We start from the raw sequence: 15,971 nt of genomic DNA on the forward strand, positions 1-15,971 counted from the left end.
CGGTACCCGCGGGCCCGCCTGTAGCCCGCCGGCCGCCACCCGCCGCCGGCTGTCGAACGGCCCGTGCTATCGCGGCGCCTTCTCCCGCGACCCGACCGATGCGGGGTTCCTGGAAACCGTCAAATTCCGATGTGAAAAGCTCGGGATGTTTGCTGGGAGAACAACGGCGGGGGAGTCATCCCGTACCGCGTGGATGTTCCGCCGAACGCATCCCGCCCGCTTCGGGGACCGCGGATAGGACACCGACGGTAATCCCCGGCCGGCCACGGGCGGTGGATCATGCTGACGGCCAGGTCGGTACCGGCAGGTGATGCTGAGTTTCGGGAAACGCTGGTGGCCCCAGCCTGGGAACGCGGACGCGAAACTGGTCCTCGTCGCCCACTCCATGGGCGGTCGCGGCACCCTCACCGACCTCTCGCCCGGCGCCTGAACCCTGCACGCCGGCCGGCCGTTGCCGGGTGGACGGCTCGTCGACACCCGTCACCGTCCCCGTCGTCGTCCTTGCCCCGCGACCCCGACCGCTCGGCGGCGGAGCGGCCGGAGGGGCCGGAGGGGCTCGGTTATAGTCGGCTCACGGATGATCCCGGCCTGGTGGCGGGCCGGAGGCGACGGGGGAACGCGGCGGACGCGGGGTAGCGCGTGATCGTGCAGGGGCACGTCCAGGCGGTGCTGCCGGACTACGAGATCGGGGCCGAGCTCGGCCGGGGCGGGTTCGGCCGCGTGTTCGCCGCCCGGCATCGCCGGCTCGACCGGGACGTGGCGGTCAAGGTGCTGGCGGTGCCCGCGCCCGCGCCGGAGCTGCCCGCCGACGGCGTCGACGCCGAGGCGCGGATCGTCGCGAGCCTCGACCATCCGCACATCGTCCGGGTCTTCGACTACGTGCGCGACGCGGACATGGCGCTCATCGTCATGGAGCTGCTGCCCGGCGGGACGCTGGCCCGGCGCGCCCAGGCGGGGCTCGCGCCGCCGGCCGCCTGCGCCATCGTCGCGGCGGTCGCCGTCGCCCTCGACCGGGTGCACCGCGAGGGCCTGCTGCACCGCGACATCAAGCCGTCGAACATCCTGTTCGCCGCGGACGGGGCGCCCAAGCTCACCGACTTCGGCATCGCGCGGCTACTGGAGGCGACGGGCACCGCCACGCCGACGAGCGTGGTCGGCTCGACGCCATACCTGGCGCCCGAGCAGTTCGACCTCGCCGCCGCCGGGGTGGCCGCCGACGTCTATGCCCTCGGCGCGGTGCTGTACGAGCTGCTCGCCGGCTCGCCGCCGTTCGGCGCCGACCCGCGGCCGCACGTCATGGCCGAGCGGCACCGCCACGCCGTGCCGCACCCGCTGCCGCGGATCCCCGCCGAGGTGGCGGCCGTCACCCTGCGGGCCCTCGCGAAGGATCCGGCGGACCGCCAGCCGAGCGCGCTGGCCTTCGCCGCGGACCTGATCGCCGCCACCAGGTACGCGTTCGGACCGGACTGGCTGGCGGGCACCGGGATCAGCTTCCGCGGCGACGAGGACCTGCGCCGCCGCAGCCGCGGCCCGCTCCCGCCGACGCGGCGTTACCGGCCGGCCGATGCCCGCCTCTCGGCCGATGCCCGCCTCTCGGCCGACGGTCGGCTCGCGGCTGCAGGTGGCGGCGGGTCCGGCTCGCGGTACGCCGGGGTCCTGCGGTCCTTGCGGGACCGGGTCAGGCCGGTGCGGGCGCGGGTGGGGAAGCCCGGCTGGTCCGCGTCGGCGCTGATCGCGGTCGTCCTCGCCGTCGCCGTGCTGCTCGCCACCGGCGTCCTGCGCGTCGGATCGGGCGGCGGCGGACCCGCGGCCGCGCCCGTCCGCCCGAGTGCTCCGCCGGCGTACCCGGTCAGCGCGCCGCTGCCGCTGCGTGGCCTGGTCAGCCTGGCGGCGGACGGCGGTGGCGGCATCCTGCTCGCCGACTCCAGCCAGCACGCGCTGACGCTGTTCGTCCGGGGGACGGCCGGCACCGTCATCGGGCGGGCCGCCGCCGACCGCAGCGGCCAGCCGGGACCGGCCCGGGACGAACCCGCCGCGGTCGCCGCGCTGCGCCGCCCGGCCGGCATCGCCGCCGGCGGCGGGTCCGTCTTCGTCGCCGACGAGTGGAACTGCGTCGTCCGCCGGGTCTACCGGCCGGCGGGTCAGCCGTGGCGGGTCGAGACCGTGGCGGGGCGGCCGTCGACGGAGGCGGTGGACCGGGTGCTGGCGGGGGCGGCCGACCGCGGCAAGTCGGTGGCGCCGGCGACGATCTGCCCGGCGGGTGGCGCGGACGAGCCGAAGAACGTCGGCGCGCAGATCGGCACGCCGACCAGCGTCGCGGTGAGCCCGAGCGGGATCCTGTACTTCACCACCGGCTACGCCGGCCAGGTCTGGAAGATCGATCCCGCTGCCGGGACCGGTGACTACCGCACCACCGCGGCGCGGCTCGTCGCCGGCACCGGCATCGCCACCGGCCGCGGCTACCGGGCGGCCCACGAACGCCGGTACGACGACGGCACCGACCGGGCGACCGAGGTCCCGCTGGCCAACGCCTACAGCGTCGCGGTCGACGCCGCCGGCCGGGTGTTCGTCCTGTCCTACGCTGACGGGCACGCCCGCATCCACGTTGTCGAGAACGGAACGATCAGGACCGTCGTCGACCGCGGCCTCGACGACGCCGACATCACCAGCCTCACGCCGGCCCCGGGCGGCGGGGGAGTGCTGTTCACCGACGCCCGGCACGGAACGGTGTGGCAGGTGACCGACCGACCGGGCGGCAGCGGCAGCGGCACCGCCGGCCCCGACACCGCCGCCCCCGGCTCCGACACTGCTGCCCTCGCCCGGCCCGTCCTGCGGCAGGCGTGCGTCGGCGACACCGAGCGGTTGTTCGGCGTCCTCGCCGACCCCGGCGGCGACCTGTACTACACCTGCAACGACGCCACCCAGGCGTCGCTCTACCGGGTGTCCGCGCGGGCGCTCGCCGCCGGTGGATCCGGTCCGGGCCAGCGCATCCTGTACTGATCGCGGGAGGGTGGTCATGACAGCCGACGGTCGGGTGCTCTACCTCGTCGCGTGCGGTGGGTATCCCGCGGCCGAGCTGCCGGCGTTCGTCGAGCATGCCCGGTCCGCCGGGTGGGACGTGTGCGTGATCGCCACGCCGGCCGCGATGGCGTTTCTCGACGCCGGGCGGCTGGCCGAGCTCACCGGCCATCCGGTCCGCTCCGCGTACAAGCGGCCGGGGGAGCCCGACGTGCTGCCGCCGGCCGACGCCTTCGTCGTCGCCCCGGCGACGTTCAACACCGTCAACAAGATCGTCGCGGGCATCTCGGACACCCTGGCGCTGGGCCTGCTCAACGAGGCTCTCGGCGCGGGTCTGCCGATCATCATGGCGCCGTATCCGAACAGCGCCCTGGCCGGTCACCCCGCCTACGCCGCGAGCGTCGAGGCGCTGCGGTCCTGGGGCGTGCGCCTCGTGTTCGGCCGGCCCGGCGACCCGCGCGGTGGCGCCGACCAGCCCGGCCGGGAGAACACGGCCTTTCCCTGGGACGACCTGCGCGCCGTGCTCGCCGCCCTCCCGCCGGGTCGTGCCGGGGCGGGCTAGTGGTCGTCGCCTCGGAGGTTCGTTTCCTGTCCTGCTTTCACCCGTGACGTCGCGGTGTGGCTGCGACTGGGCGCTACAGGGGCGACGGCCCGCGGTTCGGGGCGGATGCGTGGGAGAGCCGCCACCGTGGTTCTTCTGTATGGTTCGGCGTCCGATTTGTCCATGCGAAGCAACCACGTGGCTCCGCTCCCATGCACGCCTCTCGCGGAGCGGTTCCGGCGGACCGTCCGGCGGCGAGGCGAGCGCCGTCGGACATCGCAGGCCGTCACCGAGCGGAAAGGCGCATGCGAGCGGCTGCAGCAGTGCTGTGACCGGGTCGCTTCTGCGGGTGCATGAGGCGGGCTGCGGTGCGTTGCGCACGGTCCGCCAGTGTTTGGCGGCGAGCCCCCGCGGAATGCCAGGGGTATCCGTTGCGACCTCCCGGAACTGCGAGAAGGAGGCATCTCTGATGGCGACTGGTGAGACCGGGTTCAGTGACATCGTCCACGACCTGATCACGGTGCAGTACCACGCCCTGAAGGCCGGGCACGACTACGACCAGTTCATCCGCGATGCGGAGAACGCCGACGAGCGGGAGATCGCCGAGTTCTTCCGCACTGTGATGAAGGAGGACGCCGACCGCGCGAGGGCCTGCCATCGGTACCTCGCCCACCTGTCCGGCACCCCGGCCGCAGGTTCCGCCGTGACCTGACCGGTTCCGGTTCCGGTTCGTTCCGGTTCCGGTTCCGGTCCGGTCCGGTTCGGTTCGGTCCGGTTCGGTCCGGATGAGGCCAGGCTCCCGCGCCATACCCGGTCGATCCGGTCGAATTCGGCGACCCCGGGAGGCCGGGCGGGGCGGATGCTGCGACGATGAGCCGTGCGTCGGCGCCGACTCATCCGTCTTGTGGCCTATGTCTGTGTGATCGGATGCGGGTTCGTCCTCGTGGGATGCGTCGGTGGCACGCCCCCGCCGCGCCGGTCCGAGGCGGCCCGCCTCCCGACGACCGGCCCCGGCGGCGGCCCGTCCGGAGGCTTCGATGTCCGGGCCGAGAACGCCCGCCCGGGGGCCGAGTGCGGCCTGAGTCAGCTCGGCCCGCAGAACGCGGTGGAGGGCTGGCTCGACCACGCCAGCATCGCCGCGGGCACGCCGGTCCGACTGTTCGCGTCCACCACGGCCCCCTCGCTGACGATCTCGGCCTTTCGCACCGGGTGGTACGGCGGACGGACCTGCCGCCTGATGACGACGGTCGGGCCGCTTCCCGGCCGCCGCCAGGCCGGCCAGACGCACAGCCCCGCCACCAACACGATCTCCGCGGCGTCCTGGGCGCCCACCACCACCTTCGCCACCGCCTCCTGGCCGCCCGGCGACTACCTGTTCCGACTGGACGCCTCCGACGGCAACCACCGGTACGTGCCGCTGACCGTCCGGGGGCCGTCCGCCGCGGGACGGGTGGTGATCCTCAACGCGGTGACCACCTGGCAGGCCTACAACGCCTGGGGCGGTTACAGCCTGTACCACGGTCCGCGCGGTTTCGCGGACCGGGCCAGGGTCGTCTCGTTCGACCGGCCGTACGACTACGGCGACGGCGCGGCGGACTTCACCGGCAACGAGGAGCCTCTCGTCGCCCTCGCCGAGCGCCTCGGCCTGCCGGTGTCCTACGCCACCGACCTCGACCTGCACGCCGACCCGCATCTGCTCGACGGCGCCCGGGCGGTGATCTCGCTGGGCCACGACGAGTACTACTCCCCGGCGATGCGGGCCGCGCTGAGCGCCGCCCGCGACCGCGGCACGAACCTCGCCTTTCTCGGCGCGAACGCCGTGTACCGGCGGATCCGCCTCGACCCGTCGCCGCTGGGACCCGACCGGCTCGAGACGGCCTACAAGGTGGCGCAGGAGGATCCCCTCTACGGCCGCGACGACGCCCACATCACCGCCAACTGGCCCTCCCCGCCGAACGCGAGCCCGGAGAGCTCGCTGACCGGCGGGATGTACCAGTGCAACCCGGTCCACGGTGACATGATCATCGCCCGTCCGCAGTCGTGGCTGCTCGAGGGCGCCGGGCTCACCGCGGGCGCCCGCCTGCCCGGTCTGATCGGTTCCGAGTACGACCGGGTCAACCTCGCCTACCCCACCCCGCGGCCGATCGAGGTGATCGCCCACTCGCCGATCACCTGNCGCGGCGTCCACGACTTCTCCGACGTCAGCTACTACACGACGCCGTCCGGGGCGGGCGTGTTCGACAGTGGGACCAGCGCCTGGGTCTGCCCGCTGGCCGACGTCTGCGGGCCCGGCACCGGTGGCCCGGCCATCCAACGGGCGATCACCCAGATCACCACGAACCTGCTGACCGCCTTCGCCGCGGGTCCCGCCGGGCTGCGCCATCCCGCCGTCGACGCCATCCCGGCCGAGGACCACGGCGGCACCGCACCGGGAGAGAAGAACTGACCGCCCAGAGTCGGGCGCGGTAGCGGGGGCCGGCGGTGTATCTGGCGGGACGGCGCCCGCTGCCCGAGCCCGCACCCAGCCGGACGGGCCGTGCCGACGCCGGCGACGACCTGAGCGGCGAGGTCGATGCCAAGGCCGGCGCGGGCGCCGATGCCGGCGCCGGCGCTGGCGCTGATGTCGATGCCGGCGCGGGGGCCGATGCCGGCGCGGGGGCCGCGGCGTCCGCCGTGTCCGGCAACGTCCTGTTCCTCGGGCTGACGAGCCTGGTCACCGACCTGTCCGCCGAGATGGTGGCCTCGGTGCTGCCGCTGTACCTGACGGTGCGCCTGGGCTTCACCGCCCTGCAGTTCGGCGCCGCCGACGGTCTTCTCCAGGTCGTCGCCGCGGTCACCGCGCTGGCCGGGGCGCTGCTCGCCGACCGGTGGCGGCGCTACCGCGAGGCGGCCGGCGCCGGGTACGCGCTGTCGGCGGCCTCCCGGCTGGGCCTGCTCGGGGCGCACGGCTGGCTGCCCGTACTGGCCTGGCTCGGGGCCGACCGGCTCGGCAAGGGAATCCGGACCGGTCCCCGCGACGCGCTCATCTCGCTGTCCGCACCCCGCGGGCGGCTCACCGAGGCGTTCGGGCTGCACCGGGCGTTCGACACCGGCGGTGCGCTACTCGGGCCGCTGCTCGCCGTGGCCCTGCTCGGCGTCGCCCCCGGTTCCTACTCGACGGTGTTCACCGCGGCGTTCCTCATCGCCGTCGTCGGCCTCGCGGTCCTGGCCCTGTTCGTGGAGAACCGCCGACCCGCGGACGCCGCGCCGGAGCCCGCGATCGCACCGGCCGGCAGGGCGCCTGGGCGGTTGTGGACTCCTCTCGCGGAGTTGTTGGCGAACCGTGCGCTGCGCCGGCTGCTCGCGGTGGCGGCCCTGCTGAGCCTGCCCGCGGTGAGTGACTCGCTGCTGTTCCTGGCGTTGCGCCACCAGGCCGGGGTGGACAGCCGGTTCTTCCCCTCCCTGTTCGTCGCCGAGTCGCTGGTCTACCTGCTGTTCGCGGTGCCGATGGGTCGGCTGGCCGACCGCGTCGGCGCCGGGCGGGTGCTGCTTGGCGGCCAGGCGGCGCTCGGCGGCTGCTTCGCCGTCCTGCTCGCCCCGGCCCCGTCCGGGTGGAGCGTGCTGGCCCTGCCCCTGCTGCTCGGGATCTACTTCGCCGCCTCGGACGGCGTGATCGCCGCCCTGACCAGTCAGACCGTGCCCGCGTCGGCGCGCACCACGGGGCTCGCCCTCGTCGGTGTCGTGCTGGCCGCCGGGCGGGGGACGGCGACGTTCGGCTTCGGCGCGGTCTGGACCCGGTCCGGGCCGGGCGCCGCCCTCGCCGACGCGCTCGTGCTGACGCTGGTGAGCGGGGTGTTCGCGGCGGTGCTGCTGCATCCCTTCCGATCCGGACACCCGGCGCCCCACCCCGCCGACGCCGTTCTCGCTCCTCGGCCCCCCGCATCCGCGATCCCCGCGTCCGCGATCCCCGCATCCGCCGTTGTCGCGTCTGAGTTCTCCGCGTCAGAGTTCTCCGCAGCCTCCCCGGGAGCGCCAGTCCGCGGCCAGGGCCTGGTGCGGGGACTGCGCTGGCCGTCGGGCCCGCGGGTGGGGGCTTTTGCCCTGGTCGTCGCGGTGTGCCTGACCGGTGTGGTGGCGGTGAGCGCCCGGGACAGGCAGCGAGAGGCGGCCGCCACACAGGCGTCGGCCACGCCCCGGGCCGCAGGCTCGGCGTCGCCCGGCGCCGCCCGCCCGGTGCCGATGACCGCGTCGCTGCCGGCGTTGCTGGCCCGCCCGCACCTGCTGGTGCTCGACGCCGCCGAAGGTGCGGGCTTCGGCCGGGTCGAGGCCGCCGACGTGCGTGATCCGGCCGGGCCGCGCGCGTCGACGGCCCTGACCTGCGACCGGGTGGACGAGCGGGCCGGGCGCGGCCTCTGCCTGCGCGACGACCGGGCGTCCGCCCGCGCCGGGATCGCCGTGTTCGACGACCGGCTGCACGTGCTGTTCCGGCTGCCGATCGCGGGGCTGGCCAGCCGGACGCGGGTGGCGCCGGACGGGCGGATCGGCGCGGTGACCACCTTCGTCGTCGGCGACGCCTACAACACCGACTCGTTCTCGACCCGGACGCTGCTCGTCGACCTCACCGCCGGCCGGATCGTCGCCGACCTGGAGGACTTCGCCGTGACCCGGGCCGGGCGCCGGCTGTACGCCATCGACGAGAACCTCTGGGGGGTCACGTTCGCGGCGGATTCCGACACCTTCTACGCCACCCTGCACACCGGCGATCACTACTACCTGATCCGCGGGCACGTGCACGACCGGCGGGCGGAGATTCTCCGCGACGGCGTGGAGTGCCCGTCGCTGTCCCCGGACGAGCACCGCATCGCCTACAAGTCCCGGTTGAGCCACGGCTTCGCCCCCGCCACCTGGCGCCTGCACGTCCTCGACCTCGTGACCGGCGCGGACCATCCGCTCGCCGAGACCCGCAACGTGGACGACCAGGCCGCCTGGATCGACGACGACCACGTCAGCTACGCCGTGGCGAACCTCGGCTCCGGCGTGCCCCTCGCCGACACCTGGACGGTCCCGGCCGACGGCACCGGGCGCCCGCGGCTGCTCGTCCCCGCCGCCCAGTCCGTGGTCCCGGTCGCCCCGCCCGCGCCGGGCTGATGCCTGCCACCTACCGGCGGGCAGCCCTGCCGGCGTCGGTCAGGGCCGCAGCCTGGGGTAGTAGTTCTCCGGGCCGACGGCGCGCAGGTCGTGTTCCATCGAGCTGGTGTAGCGGTCCGGCTGGCCGTCGGGGCCGTATTCGAAGCGCCAGGCCTGGCGCTTGTAGGTCCAGTTCAGCGGCTGCAGCTCGTGCGCCCGCCGCCAGTGCGCCACCGCGGCGAGGTGGTCGCCGTGGCGTTCGAGATGCTGGCCGAGTTCGAAGTGGGCCGCGGCCGTCGCGACGTCGGGCGGGCGGGGCGCGGAGCGTTCGACGACCTCGTGCGGCGCCAGGACGTACTCGCTGCCCGCGCCCTTGTCCGCCCAGTCGAGCAGCATCCGCAGGTACAGCTCCGGTTCGGCGTGGTCGGCGATGATCCGGGTCATCTCGACCAGCGAGACGGTCGAGTCGGACAACCCGTCGTCGCTGCGCAGGACCTCGCGCATCCGGTCGAGGGTGCCGGCGCTCGCGGCGGCCTCGCGTTCCAGATCGGCCTTGCGTAACTCGTCGAAGATGACGACCCGGCCGGGGAACGCCGGCTCGGCCGGGCGCACGATCATTCCCGTCTCGTCGATCCACACCCCGCTCGGCACGTTGACGACGCCGAACAGCCGGCCGAGGCTGTGCTCGGCGTCGATCGCCGCCGGGTGCCGCGGCGCGGCCCGCTCCACGAACTGCCGCCCGGCGTCGGGACCGGCGACGTCCATCGCCACCGTGACGATCTCCAGGTTGTTCCCGCGCAGCCGCTCCCGCAGCGCGGCCCACAGCGGCAGGTCGTGGGCGCAGCCACACCAGGACGCCCAGGCGACGAGCAGCACCTTCGTTCCGCGCAGCCGCGAGAGCTGGAACGTCGCGCCGTCGAACGTCGGCAGCGTCAGCTCCGGCGCCTCGGCGGTGGACAGCATCCGGCCGGTGACGGCGGCCTCGGGGCCGACCGCCGTCAGCCCGTGCTCCGCGTCGACGACGAGCGGCATCCCGAGCCGGCGGGCGACCACCTCGACGACGACGTCACCGGCCGCGTCCCGGGCCTCGGCCGGCAGGGGCACGCAGTGCTCGCCCTTGCAGGCGCCCTGCGGTTTGATCGACCATCCGGTGCCCGCGGTGAAGACCGCCGGGTCCATGGTGTCCGTGCTCACCAGCATGCGTTGCTCCCTCGGATCAGGGCTGGCGTGGGGTCGCATCCAGGCTCGGGCTCGCGTCCAGGCTTGGGGACGCGCTCGGGCTCGGGGTCGCGTTCAGGTTCAGAGGACGACCTTCGCGAGCGCGTACTGCTCGAGCCGCTGCCGCATCGGGACGGCCTCGGCGACCCGCGCCTCGGTCTGGGCGGCGAAGTACTCCAGCAGGGCGAGGTCGTGCTCGGGCCCGGCGGCCAGCACGAACCGCTCCAGCTCGGCGTCGGCCGCGGCCTGGTCGGCGGGGCGGTGGCCGAGCAGGACGGCGGCCTGGTCGAGGTCGCGCTCGACGTTCGCCGCCCCCACGGCGACCATCGCGGCCGCCCACCGGGCCAGGGCGAGCGCCGCGCTCTGGTTGGCCTCGTCGACCGGCGTCGCCGGCACCATCCGCCGCACGGTGCCCTCGAGCACCGTGGTGATCCGGGCGGGATAGCCCGTCGGGAGGGTCACCGGCGGCGCGGGCTCGATCTTGACGCCCTCGACCTCGGCGATCGCCCACAGCATCGCCCGGCGCACCATCAGATCCCAGGTCAGGTACTCGGCCTGCTGATCGGCGGGGCGCAGCTCGGTCAGCGGCCCGCTGAGCGCCATCACCGCGGTGAGCATGTACGTGGCCGTGTAGAACGACAACGCCGAGGGGTCGACGGTCGTGCCGGCCACCCGCTGGTAGTGGCGGATCATGTGCTCGATGTCCGCGCCGAGCGGCTCGGTGCCGGCCCGGGTGCGCAGCCCGGCCAGGTCGGACAGCGGGTCGCCGATGTGCGCCGCCTCGAAGTCGTAGACGCAGGTGATCCGGCCGTCGACGAACAGGAACTGGCCGGTGTCGCCGTGGATGAACCGGGCCCGGTTGCCGGCGGTGGGCAGCCGGCGTCGCGCCCAGCGCAGCGCCCACTCGACGAGCGGTTCGGGAGCCTTCTTCGTCCGCCGGTACAGCCGCTCGTTGGCGTCGACGAAGGCGAGCTGCGCGCCCTCGGGCGTGGTCGGCACCTCGATGCCGGCGGCGGCGAACTCGGCCACGTCGATGCTGTGCATCCGGGCGAGGATCTCCATGTACTGCTCGGCGATGCCCCGGCGCTGGGCGTCGTCCGCCGCCTCGGCGACGTCGCGGGTCCCGGGCACCCGGTCCATGATGATGCCGATCGGATCGCTGCTCATGCCGTGGACGTGGGGGACCGGGACGCCGTTGCGCTCCAGGATCCGCAGGATCGCGGCCTCGCGGTCCAGCCCCGGGTAGGGCTCGGCGTCGATCTGCTTGTCCCCGCGGACGTACAGCGCCAGCTCGATGCCGTCCCGGTCGACGGTGAGGTACCAGGCCTTGCGCCAGCGGGGCTGGCGCTCGATCGCGGTGACCGTGCCCCCGATCAGCTCCTCGACCCGGGCGACGAGGCGGTCTTCCTCCGCCGTCCTGGTCACGGCTGGATCTCGGGGTAGTAGTTCTCGGCGCCGAGGGCGCGGACGTCGTCGAGCCAGCCGGTGCCGTAGGCGTCGATCGTCCGCACGGACTCCGGTTCTTCGAGATTCCAGGCCTGGCGCTTGTACGTCCAGTTGTCGGGCTGCAGGCGGTGCGCCTCGCGCCAGTGGGCGACGGCGGCGGGGTGGTCGCCGGCGCGGTGGACGTACTCGCCGAGTTCGAAGCGGGCGGCCGCCCGGCTGACGGCGCCGTCGCGCGGGCGGGCGCGGTCGAGCACCTCGTGCGGTTCGAGGGCGTACCGGCTGGCCCGGCCGTTCGCCACCCAGTCCCGGATCATCGCCGGGTACACCGCCGGGTCGATGGCCATCTTCCCGATCTCGGCGCGGACGTCACGGTGGTCGGCGGGCAGCTCGTCGAGCGACCGCGCGGCAGTCTCGGAGCTGGCGTGCGGATCCTCGATCCACGCCGGCTCCGCCGGCCGGACGATGACGCCGTCCTCGTCGATCCACAGCCCGTTGGGCACGTTGACGACGCCGAACTTCGCGCCCAGCTCGTGGCGGGCGTCGATGAGTGCGGGATGGCTGCCGCCGGCCTTCTCGATCCAGGGCCGGGCGGCGTCCGGACCGCCGGTGTCCAGCGCGACCGTGACGACCTCGAGGCCCCGCGGGTGCAGCTGTTCGCGCAGCGCGGTCCACAGGCGCAGGTCCTCCCGGCAGCCACACCAGGAGGCCCACGCGACGAGCACGACCTTCTGCCCGCGCAGGCTGTCCAGCCGAAACGGCGTCCCGTCCAGCCGGGGCAGTTCGAGCGGCGGCGCCTCGGCGGTGGTGAGCGCCCGGCCGGTGACCGCGGACTCCGGGCCCAGCGCCCACACGCCGTGCGCCTCGTCCGCGACCAGGCCCATGCCGAGGCGTTCGGCGAGCCCGGTCACGTCGAGCCGGCCGTCGGGACGGCGCACCGAGCTCGGTAACGGCACGCACACGTCGCCCTTACAGGCACCCTGCGGCTTGATGGCCCAGCCGGTGCCGGCCTGGAAGCCGGCGGGGTCCACGGTGAGATCGTCGAGGATCACGCCGTCTCCAGCCCCATCAGGCCCAGCATGGTCCCGGGGTCGACGCCCATCCGGTGCGACAGCGACAGGGCGTCCCAGTACTCGCGCCACGCGACGATGCGGCCGTCGTCGTTGACCTCGAAGATGGCGAGCAGGGGATTCGACACCCGCGTGCCGTCGTGCAGCATCGTCACATGGTCGATCCGTTCGGTGACGACGTGGCGGTCGTCGCTGACCACGGTGAGGATCTCGCAGACGCAGTCGGTGTAGTCGCCGGCCTGCCGGGCCAGTTCCTTGGCGATGAGCTCCCGGCCGCGCAGCGCCTCCCGGCCGGGGACGCTCATCTGGTACGTCGCGTCCTCGGCGAACTGGGCCAGCAGCCGGTCCATGTTGCCGACGAAGTCGCCCTCGTCGAACAGGCGCAACAGTTCGCGGACGGGTGCTTCCTGCCGTGTACCCATGGGCGGGGAGCCCTCCTCGGAGGTCGGGTCGGCCCGCTGGGTCGGCTCCTGCAGGGCCGCACGCCAGGTGTCCGGCGAGGTGTCCGGGGGCAGCGGGTTCCTCCGGGCAGGCCCGGAGGAACCGTAACCGCCGCCCCCGACGATCCGCAAGGATCAGGTTGATAAATGAACTCAACTGCCTATCTCATGACGCCTGCGTCCCCGCCCCGGCGGACGTGGCGGACGTGGCGGACGTTGCGGATGTGGCGGATGTGGCGGATGTGGCCGGGAAGACCAGCGGCAGGGCGTCCAGCCCGAGCGTGCCGCGCGGCCACTTCACCTGCGGCGACGCACCCGGGGCGAGATCGTAGTCGGGGATCAGCCGGTGCCACTCCTCGAGCACCAGGCGCATCTCCAGGCGCGCCAGGTGCGATCCCAGGCAGCGGTGCACCCCGGCGCCGAAGCTCAGGTGCGGGCTCTCGCCGCGGTGGAAGTTCACCTCGTAGGGGTCGGGGTGGCGCAGCTCGTCCCGGTTGGCGGCGGCGAGGTTGGTGGTGACCCGGGTGCCCGCGGGCAGCGTCCGCCCGTCCAGCACGGTCTCTTCGGTGGTCACCCGCGGCACGAACGGCGCCGGCGGGTCGAGGCGCAGGAGCTCCTCGATCGCGGCCGGGATGAGCGCGGGATCGTCGACGATCTCGCGGCGCCGGGCCGGGTTGCGGATCAGCCGGTCCATGCCGAACCCGAGCGCGTCCACGACGGTGTCCAGACCCGCCAGGACGAACAGGAAGCACAGGCCGATGGCCTCCTCGTCGGTCAGGGCCTCGTCGCCTTCCAGGCAGAGAAGCTGGCTCAGGACGTCGTCGCCCGCGACCCCGCGGCGCGCCGGGACGAGGTCGGCCAGGTAGCCGAACAGCCCCAGCGCCGTGGTCATGGCGGCCTCGGTCGCGGCCTCGTCGAGGGCGGTGTTTCCGGAGGGGTCGCTGAGCCCGAGGATGGCGTCCTTCCATTCGATGAACTGGTCGCGCATCTCCAGCGGTAACCCGAACAGCGTGAGGAACACCTGGACCGGGAAGATTCCCGCCACCTCGGAGACGTATTCGCACCACCCGCGTTGCACCAACGGCTCGATGATGTCGACGATCTGCCGGCGCAGCTCGTCCTCCAGCGGTCGGATGGCCCGCGGGCTGAAGAACGGCTGGAGAATGCGCCGGTAGCGGGTCTGGTCGGGCGGGTCGAACGCGATGGGCACGAGCGGCAGCGGGCTGCCGAGGACGTCGAACGCCTTCTTCGACGAGAAGACCGTGGGCTGCCGTAACACGGTCTCGACGGTCTCGACGTCGGTGGCCGCGACGCCGCCGTCGAGCTGCACCGTGCGGCCGTACTCGCGCATCTGGCGCCAGGCCGCGTCCCGATCCCGTGCGATCGGAAGATTGTGGATCGTGAGCTTCCCGCTGCTGTTCTCGTCGGTCATCGCCGTCTCCTCGAATCGTCCACCGGCGCGCCGTGTGACCCACGACTCATCCCGGGCATGTGAGGCAGAGTGCCTCATATCTCTTATGTGAGTCAAGGTGTCTCATAGAATTTCGAGTCGTGGAGACGACGGTCGAGGACGCCCGAATCGCCCGCACCCGCGCCGCGGTGCGCGAGGCCGTGCGGTCGCTGTTCGAGGAGGAGGGGCCCGCGGCGCTGACGCATCAGCGCGTGGCGCAGCGGGCCGAGGTGGGCCGGGCGACGATCTACCGGCACTGGCCGCGCCAGGTCGACCTGATCACCGAGGCGCTGAAGATCACCGAACAGCCGCTGCTGCGTGCTGGCGAGGGCCCCCTGCGGGAGTGGCTCAGCCGCGAGCTGATCCGGTCCGGGGCCGATCTCGCCCAGCCAGTCGCGCGGCAGTTCCTCACCACCGTCATCGCCACCGCCGACCAGAACCCGGCCGTGGCCGAACTCCGCGACGATCTGCTGCGGCGCATCTCGTCGCTGCTGCGCGGCGCGATCGACCGGGCGATCGCCGCCGGCGAGACGGTGGCGGAGCGCGACAACGACGAACTGCTCGCCCAGATCCTCGGCCCGTTGATCTTCAGAGCGACGATTCAACGCGCCCCCGTCGACCGCGCCTTCGCCGACCGCATCGTCGACGCCGCCCTCGGCCCCCCGGCCTCTTAGCCAGGACGCGTAGCCGTTTGGACCGCTGAGCGAATCTCGGCGCCTGCCGACGGGCGGGTTCCTGTGCTGGCCGCAGCCGTTTCAGGGAACCCGCCCGCCGGGATTCGAGTGGGTCAGCCCTTGCCGTTGCTGGAGCGGGCCGCGAAGGCGCGGGCCCGCTCGGCGACCTCCGGCGAGGAGAACGACTCGCTCTCGGTCGACAGGGCGTAGGGCAGCACCTTCAGGGCGGCGTGCTGCAGGTGCAGGTTGAGGGAGCGCTTGGTCTCCTGCAGCGCCTGGGCCGGCTGCTGGGCCAGCTTCTCCGCCAGCGCCATCGCCTCGTCGAGCAGCTTCTCGTGCGGGACGACCCGGTTGGCCAGGCCCAGCTCGACGGCGGTGGCGGCCGGGATCCGCTCGCCGGTGAACAGGTACTCCTTCGCCTTGAGCAGGCTCATCATGAACGGCCAGGTCACCACGCCGCCGTCACCGGCGACGAGCCCGACGTTGACGTGGGTGTCGGCCAGGAATGCCTTCTCCGACATCAGCACGATGTCGCAGGACACCGCGATGCTGCAGCCGAGGCCGACCGCCGGGCCGTTCACCGCGGCGATCACCGGCACGTGGCAGCCCAGGATGTGGTCGACCAGCAGCCGGGCGGTGCGCATGTTGGACCGGCGATGATCGAGGTCCTCGACGCAGGCCAGGAAGCCCGGCACGTCGCCACCGGCGGAGAAGGCGCGCCCGGCGCCGGTGAGCACGACGGCGCGGACCTCGCGGTCGCGCATGACCTTCACCCACACGTCGGTGAGCGCTTCGTGCAGCGCGTCGGTCATCGGGTTGAGCTTGTCGGGGTCGTTCAGCGTGATGACCCGGATCGGGCCGACCGACTCGTAGCGCAGCAGGTCGTGGGCGTCGTCTACCACTGGGGTTGGTCCACTTCGTGAGGACGGAAAGGGAGGATCGGAGCTGGCCGGAGCCGCCCGAGGGTCAGAGCAGCTCGAAGGCCCGAGCAGCTCGAGGATCAGAGCAGCT

At 73.6% G+C, this 15,971-nt stretch carries 12 protein-coding genes and 1 pseudogene; 7 read left to right on the forward strand and 6 right to left on the reverse strand.

Going from position 1 to position 15,971, the window contains the following annotated elements:
- Positions 1-639 precede the first annotated feature (639 nt).
- From UK82_RS22230 to UK82_RS22250, 6 genes and pseudogenes are all read left to right on the forward strand, one after another.
- The gene (locus UK82_RS22230) at positions 640-3,000 is read left to right on the forward strand and encodes a serine/threonine-protein kinase (protein ID WP_044886991.1); all 2,361 of its coding nucleotides are present in this window, start codon (positions 640-642) and stop codon (positions 2,998-3,000) included.
- 16 nt (positions 3,001-3,016) lie between these two features.
- Positions 3,017-3,580, forward strand: coding sequence for a flavoprotein (locus UK82_RS22235; protein ID WP_044887009.1), 564 nt, complete (start codon positions 3,017-3,019; stop codon positions 3,578-3,580).
- A gap of 448 nt (positions 3,581-4,028) precedes the next feature.
- Positions 4,029-4,271 carry a hypothetical protein gene (locus tag UK82_RS22240; RefSeq protein WP_044886990.1) on the forward strand — a complete coding sequence of 81 codons (243 nt, stop codon included), beginning with the start codon at positions 4,029-4,031 and terminating at the stop codon, positions 4,269-4,271.
- Positions 4,272-4,664: 393 nt separating this feature from the next.
- A partial coding sequence (locus UK82_RS42070) for a N,N-dimethylformamidase beta subunit family domain-containing protein (protein WP_313949826.1) occupies positions 4,665-5,734 on the forward strand: 1,070 nt, incomplete at its 3' end.
- A gap of 1 nt (position 5,735) precedes the next feature.
- Positions 5,736-6,005: pseudogene (locus UK82_RS42075) on the forward strand (hypothetical protein); the annotation flags it as partial.
- A gap of 35 nt (positions 6,006-6,040) precedes the next feature.
- Complete coding sequence (locus UK82_RS22250) at positions 6,041-8,686, forward strand: MFS transporter (RefSeq protein ID WP_052681291.1); 2,646 nt, start codon at positions 6,041-6,043, stop codon at positions 8,684-8,686.
- 39 nt (positions 8,687-8,725) lie between these two features.
- Here UK82_RS22250 and UK82_RS22255 read toward each other — a convergent pair whose 3' ends face one another.
- From UK82_RS22255 to UK82_RS22275, 5 genes are all read right to left on the reverse strand, one after another.
- Entirely contained in the window at positions 8,726-9,865 is a 1,140-nt protein-coding gene (locus tag UK82_RS22255; RefSeq protein ID WP_044886988.1) for a ResA-like WAxxUGC motif-containing protein, read from the reverse strand.
- 99 nt (positions 9,866-9,964) lie between these two features.
- Positions 9,965-11,308 carry a phosphotransferase family protein gene (locus UK82_RS22260; RefSeq protein ID WP_236706290.1) on the reverse strand — a complete coding sequence of 448 codons (1,344 nt, stop codon included), beginning with the start codon at positions 11,306-11,308 and terminating at the stop codon, positions 9,965-9,967.
- Positions 11,305-12,378: a ResA-like WAxxUGC motif-containing protein gene (locus tag UK82_RS22265; RefSeq protein WP_044886987.1), complete on the reverse strand. Its 1,074-nt coding sequence runs from the start codon at positions 12,376-12,378 to the stop codon at positions 11,305-11,307. Before UK82_RS22265 ends, UK82_RS22260 begins: the two co-directional genes overlap by 4 nt.
- Positions 12,375-12,818: a nuclear transport factor 2 family protein gene (locus UK82_RS22270; RefSeq protein ID WP_044887006.1), complete on the reverse strand. Its 444-nt coding sequence runs from the start codon at positions 12,816-12,818 to the stop codon at positions 12,375-12,377. The genes UK82_RS22265 and UK82_RS22270 overlap by 4 nt, the downstream gene beginning before the upstream one ends.
- Before the next feature lie 184 nt (positions 12,819-13,002).
- Positions 13,003-14,268, reverse strand: a complete 1,266-nt coding sequence (locus tag UK82_RS22275; RefSeq protein ID WP_055409086.1) for a cytochrome P450 — start codon at positions 14,266-14,268, stop codon at positions 13,003-13,005.
- Between the two features lie 119 nt (positions 14,269-14,387).
- Here UK82_RS22275 and UK82_RS22280 point away from each other — a divergent pair, with 119 nt between their 5' ends.
- On the forward strand, positions 14,388-14,960 hold the full coding sequence (locus tag UK82_RS22280) for a TetR/AcrR family transcriptional regulator (protein WP_044886985.1): 573 nt from the start codon (positions 14,388-14,390) through the stop codon (positions 14,958-14,960).
- Between the two features lie 113 nt (positions 14,961-15,073).
- On the opposite strand, the gene UK82_RS22285 is transcribed toward UK82_RS22280, so the two are convergent.
- Positions 15,074-15,862: an enoyl-CoA hydratase/isomerase family protein gene (locus UK82_RS22285; protein WP_044886984.1), complete on the reverse strand. Its 789-nt coding sequence runs from the start codon at positions 15,860-15,862 to the stop codon at positions 15,074-15,076.
- Positions 15,863-15,971: the final 109 nt, after the last annotated feature.

The organism is Frankia sp. ACN1ag (assembly GCF_001414035.1).
Lineage (GTDB): Bacteria > Actinomycetota > Actinomycetes > Frankiales > Frankiaceae > Frankia > Frankia torreyi.

Bases quoted from the DNA above. Each gene is read 5' to 3' on its own strand.
- UK82_RS22275 (WP_055409086.1), bottom strand. From the start codon at position 14,268: ATGACCGACGAGAACAGCAGCGGGAAGCTCACGATCCACAATCTTCCG.
- UK82_RS22240 (WP_044886990.1), top strand. From the start codon at position 4,029: ATGGCGACTGGTGAGACCGGGTTCAGTGACATCGTCCACGACCTGATC.
- UK82_RS22255 (WP_044886988.1), bottom strand. From the start codon at position 9,865: ATGCTGGTGAGCACGGACACCATGGACCCGGCGGTCTTCACCGCGGGC.
- UK82_RS22235 (WP_044887009.1), top strand. From the start codon at position 3,017: ATGACAGCCGACGGTCGGGTGCTCTACCTCGTCGCGTGCGGTGGGTAT.
- UK82_RS22270 (WP_044887006.1), bottom strand. From the start codon at position 12,818: ATGGGTACACGGCAGGAAGCACCCGTCCGCGAACTGTTGCGCCTGTTC.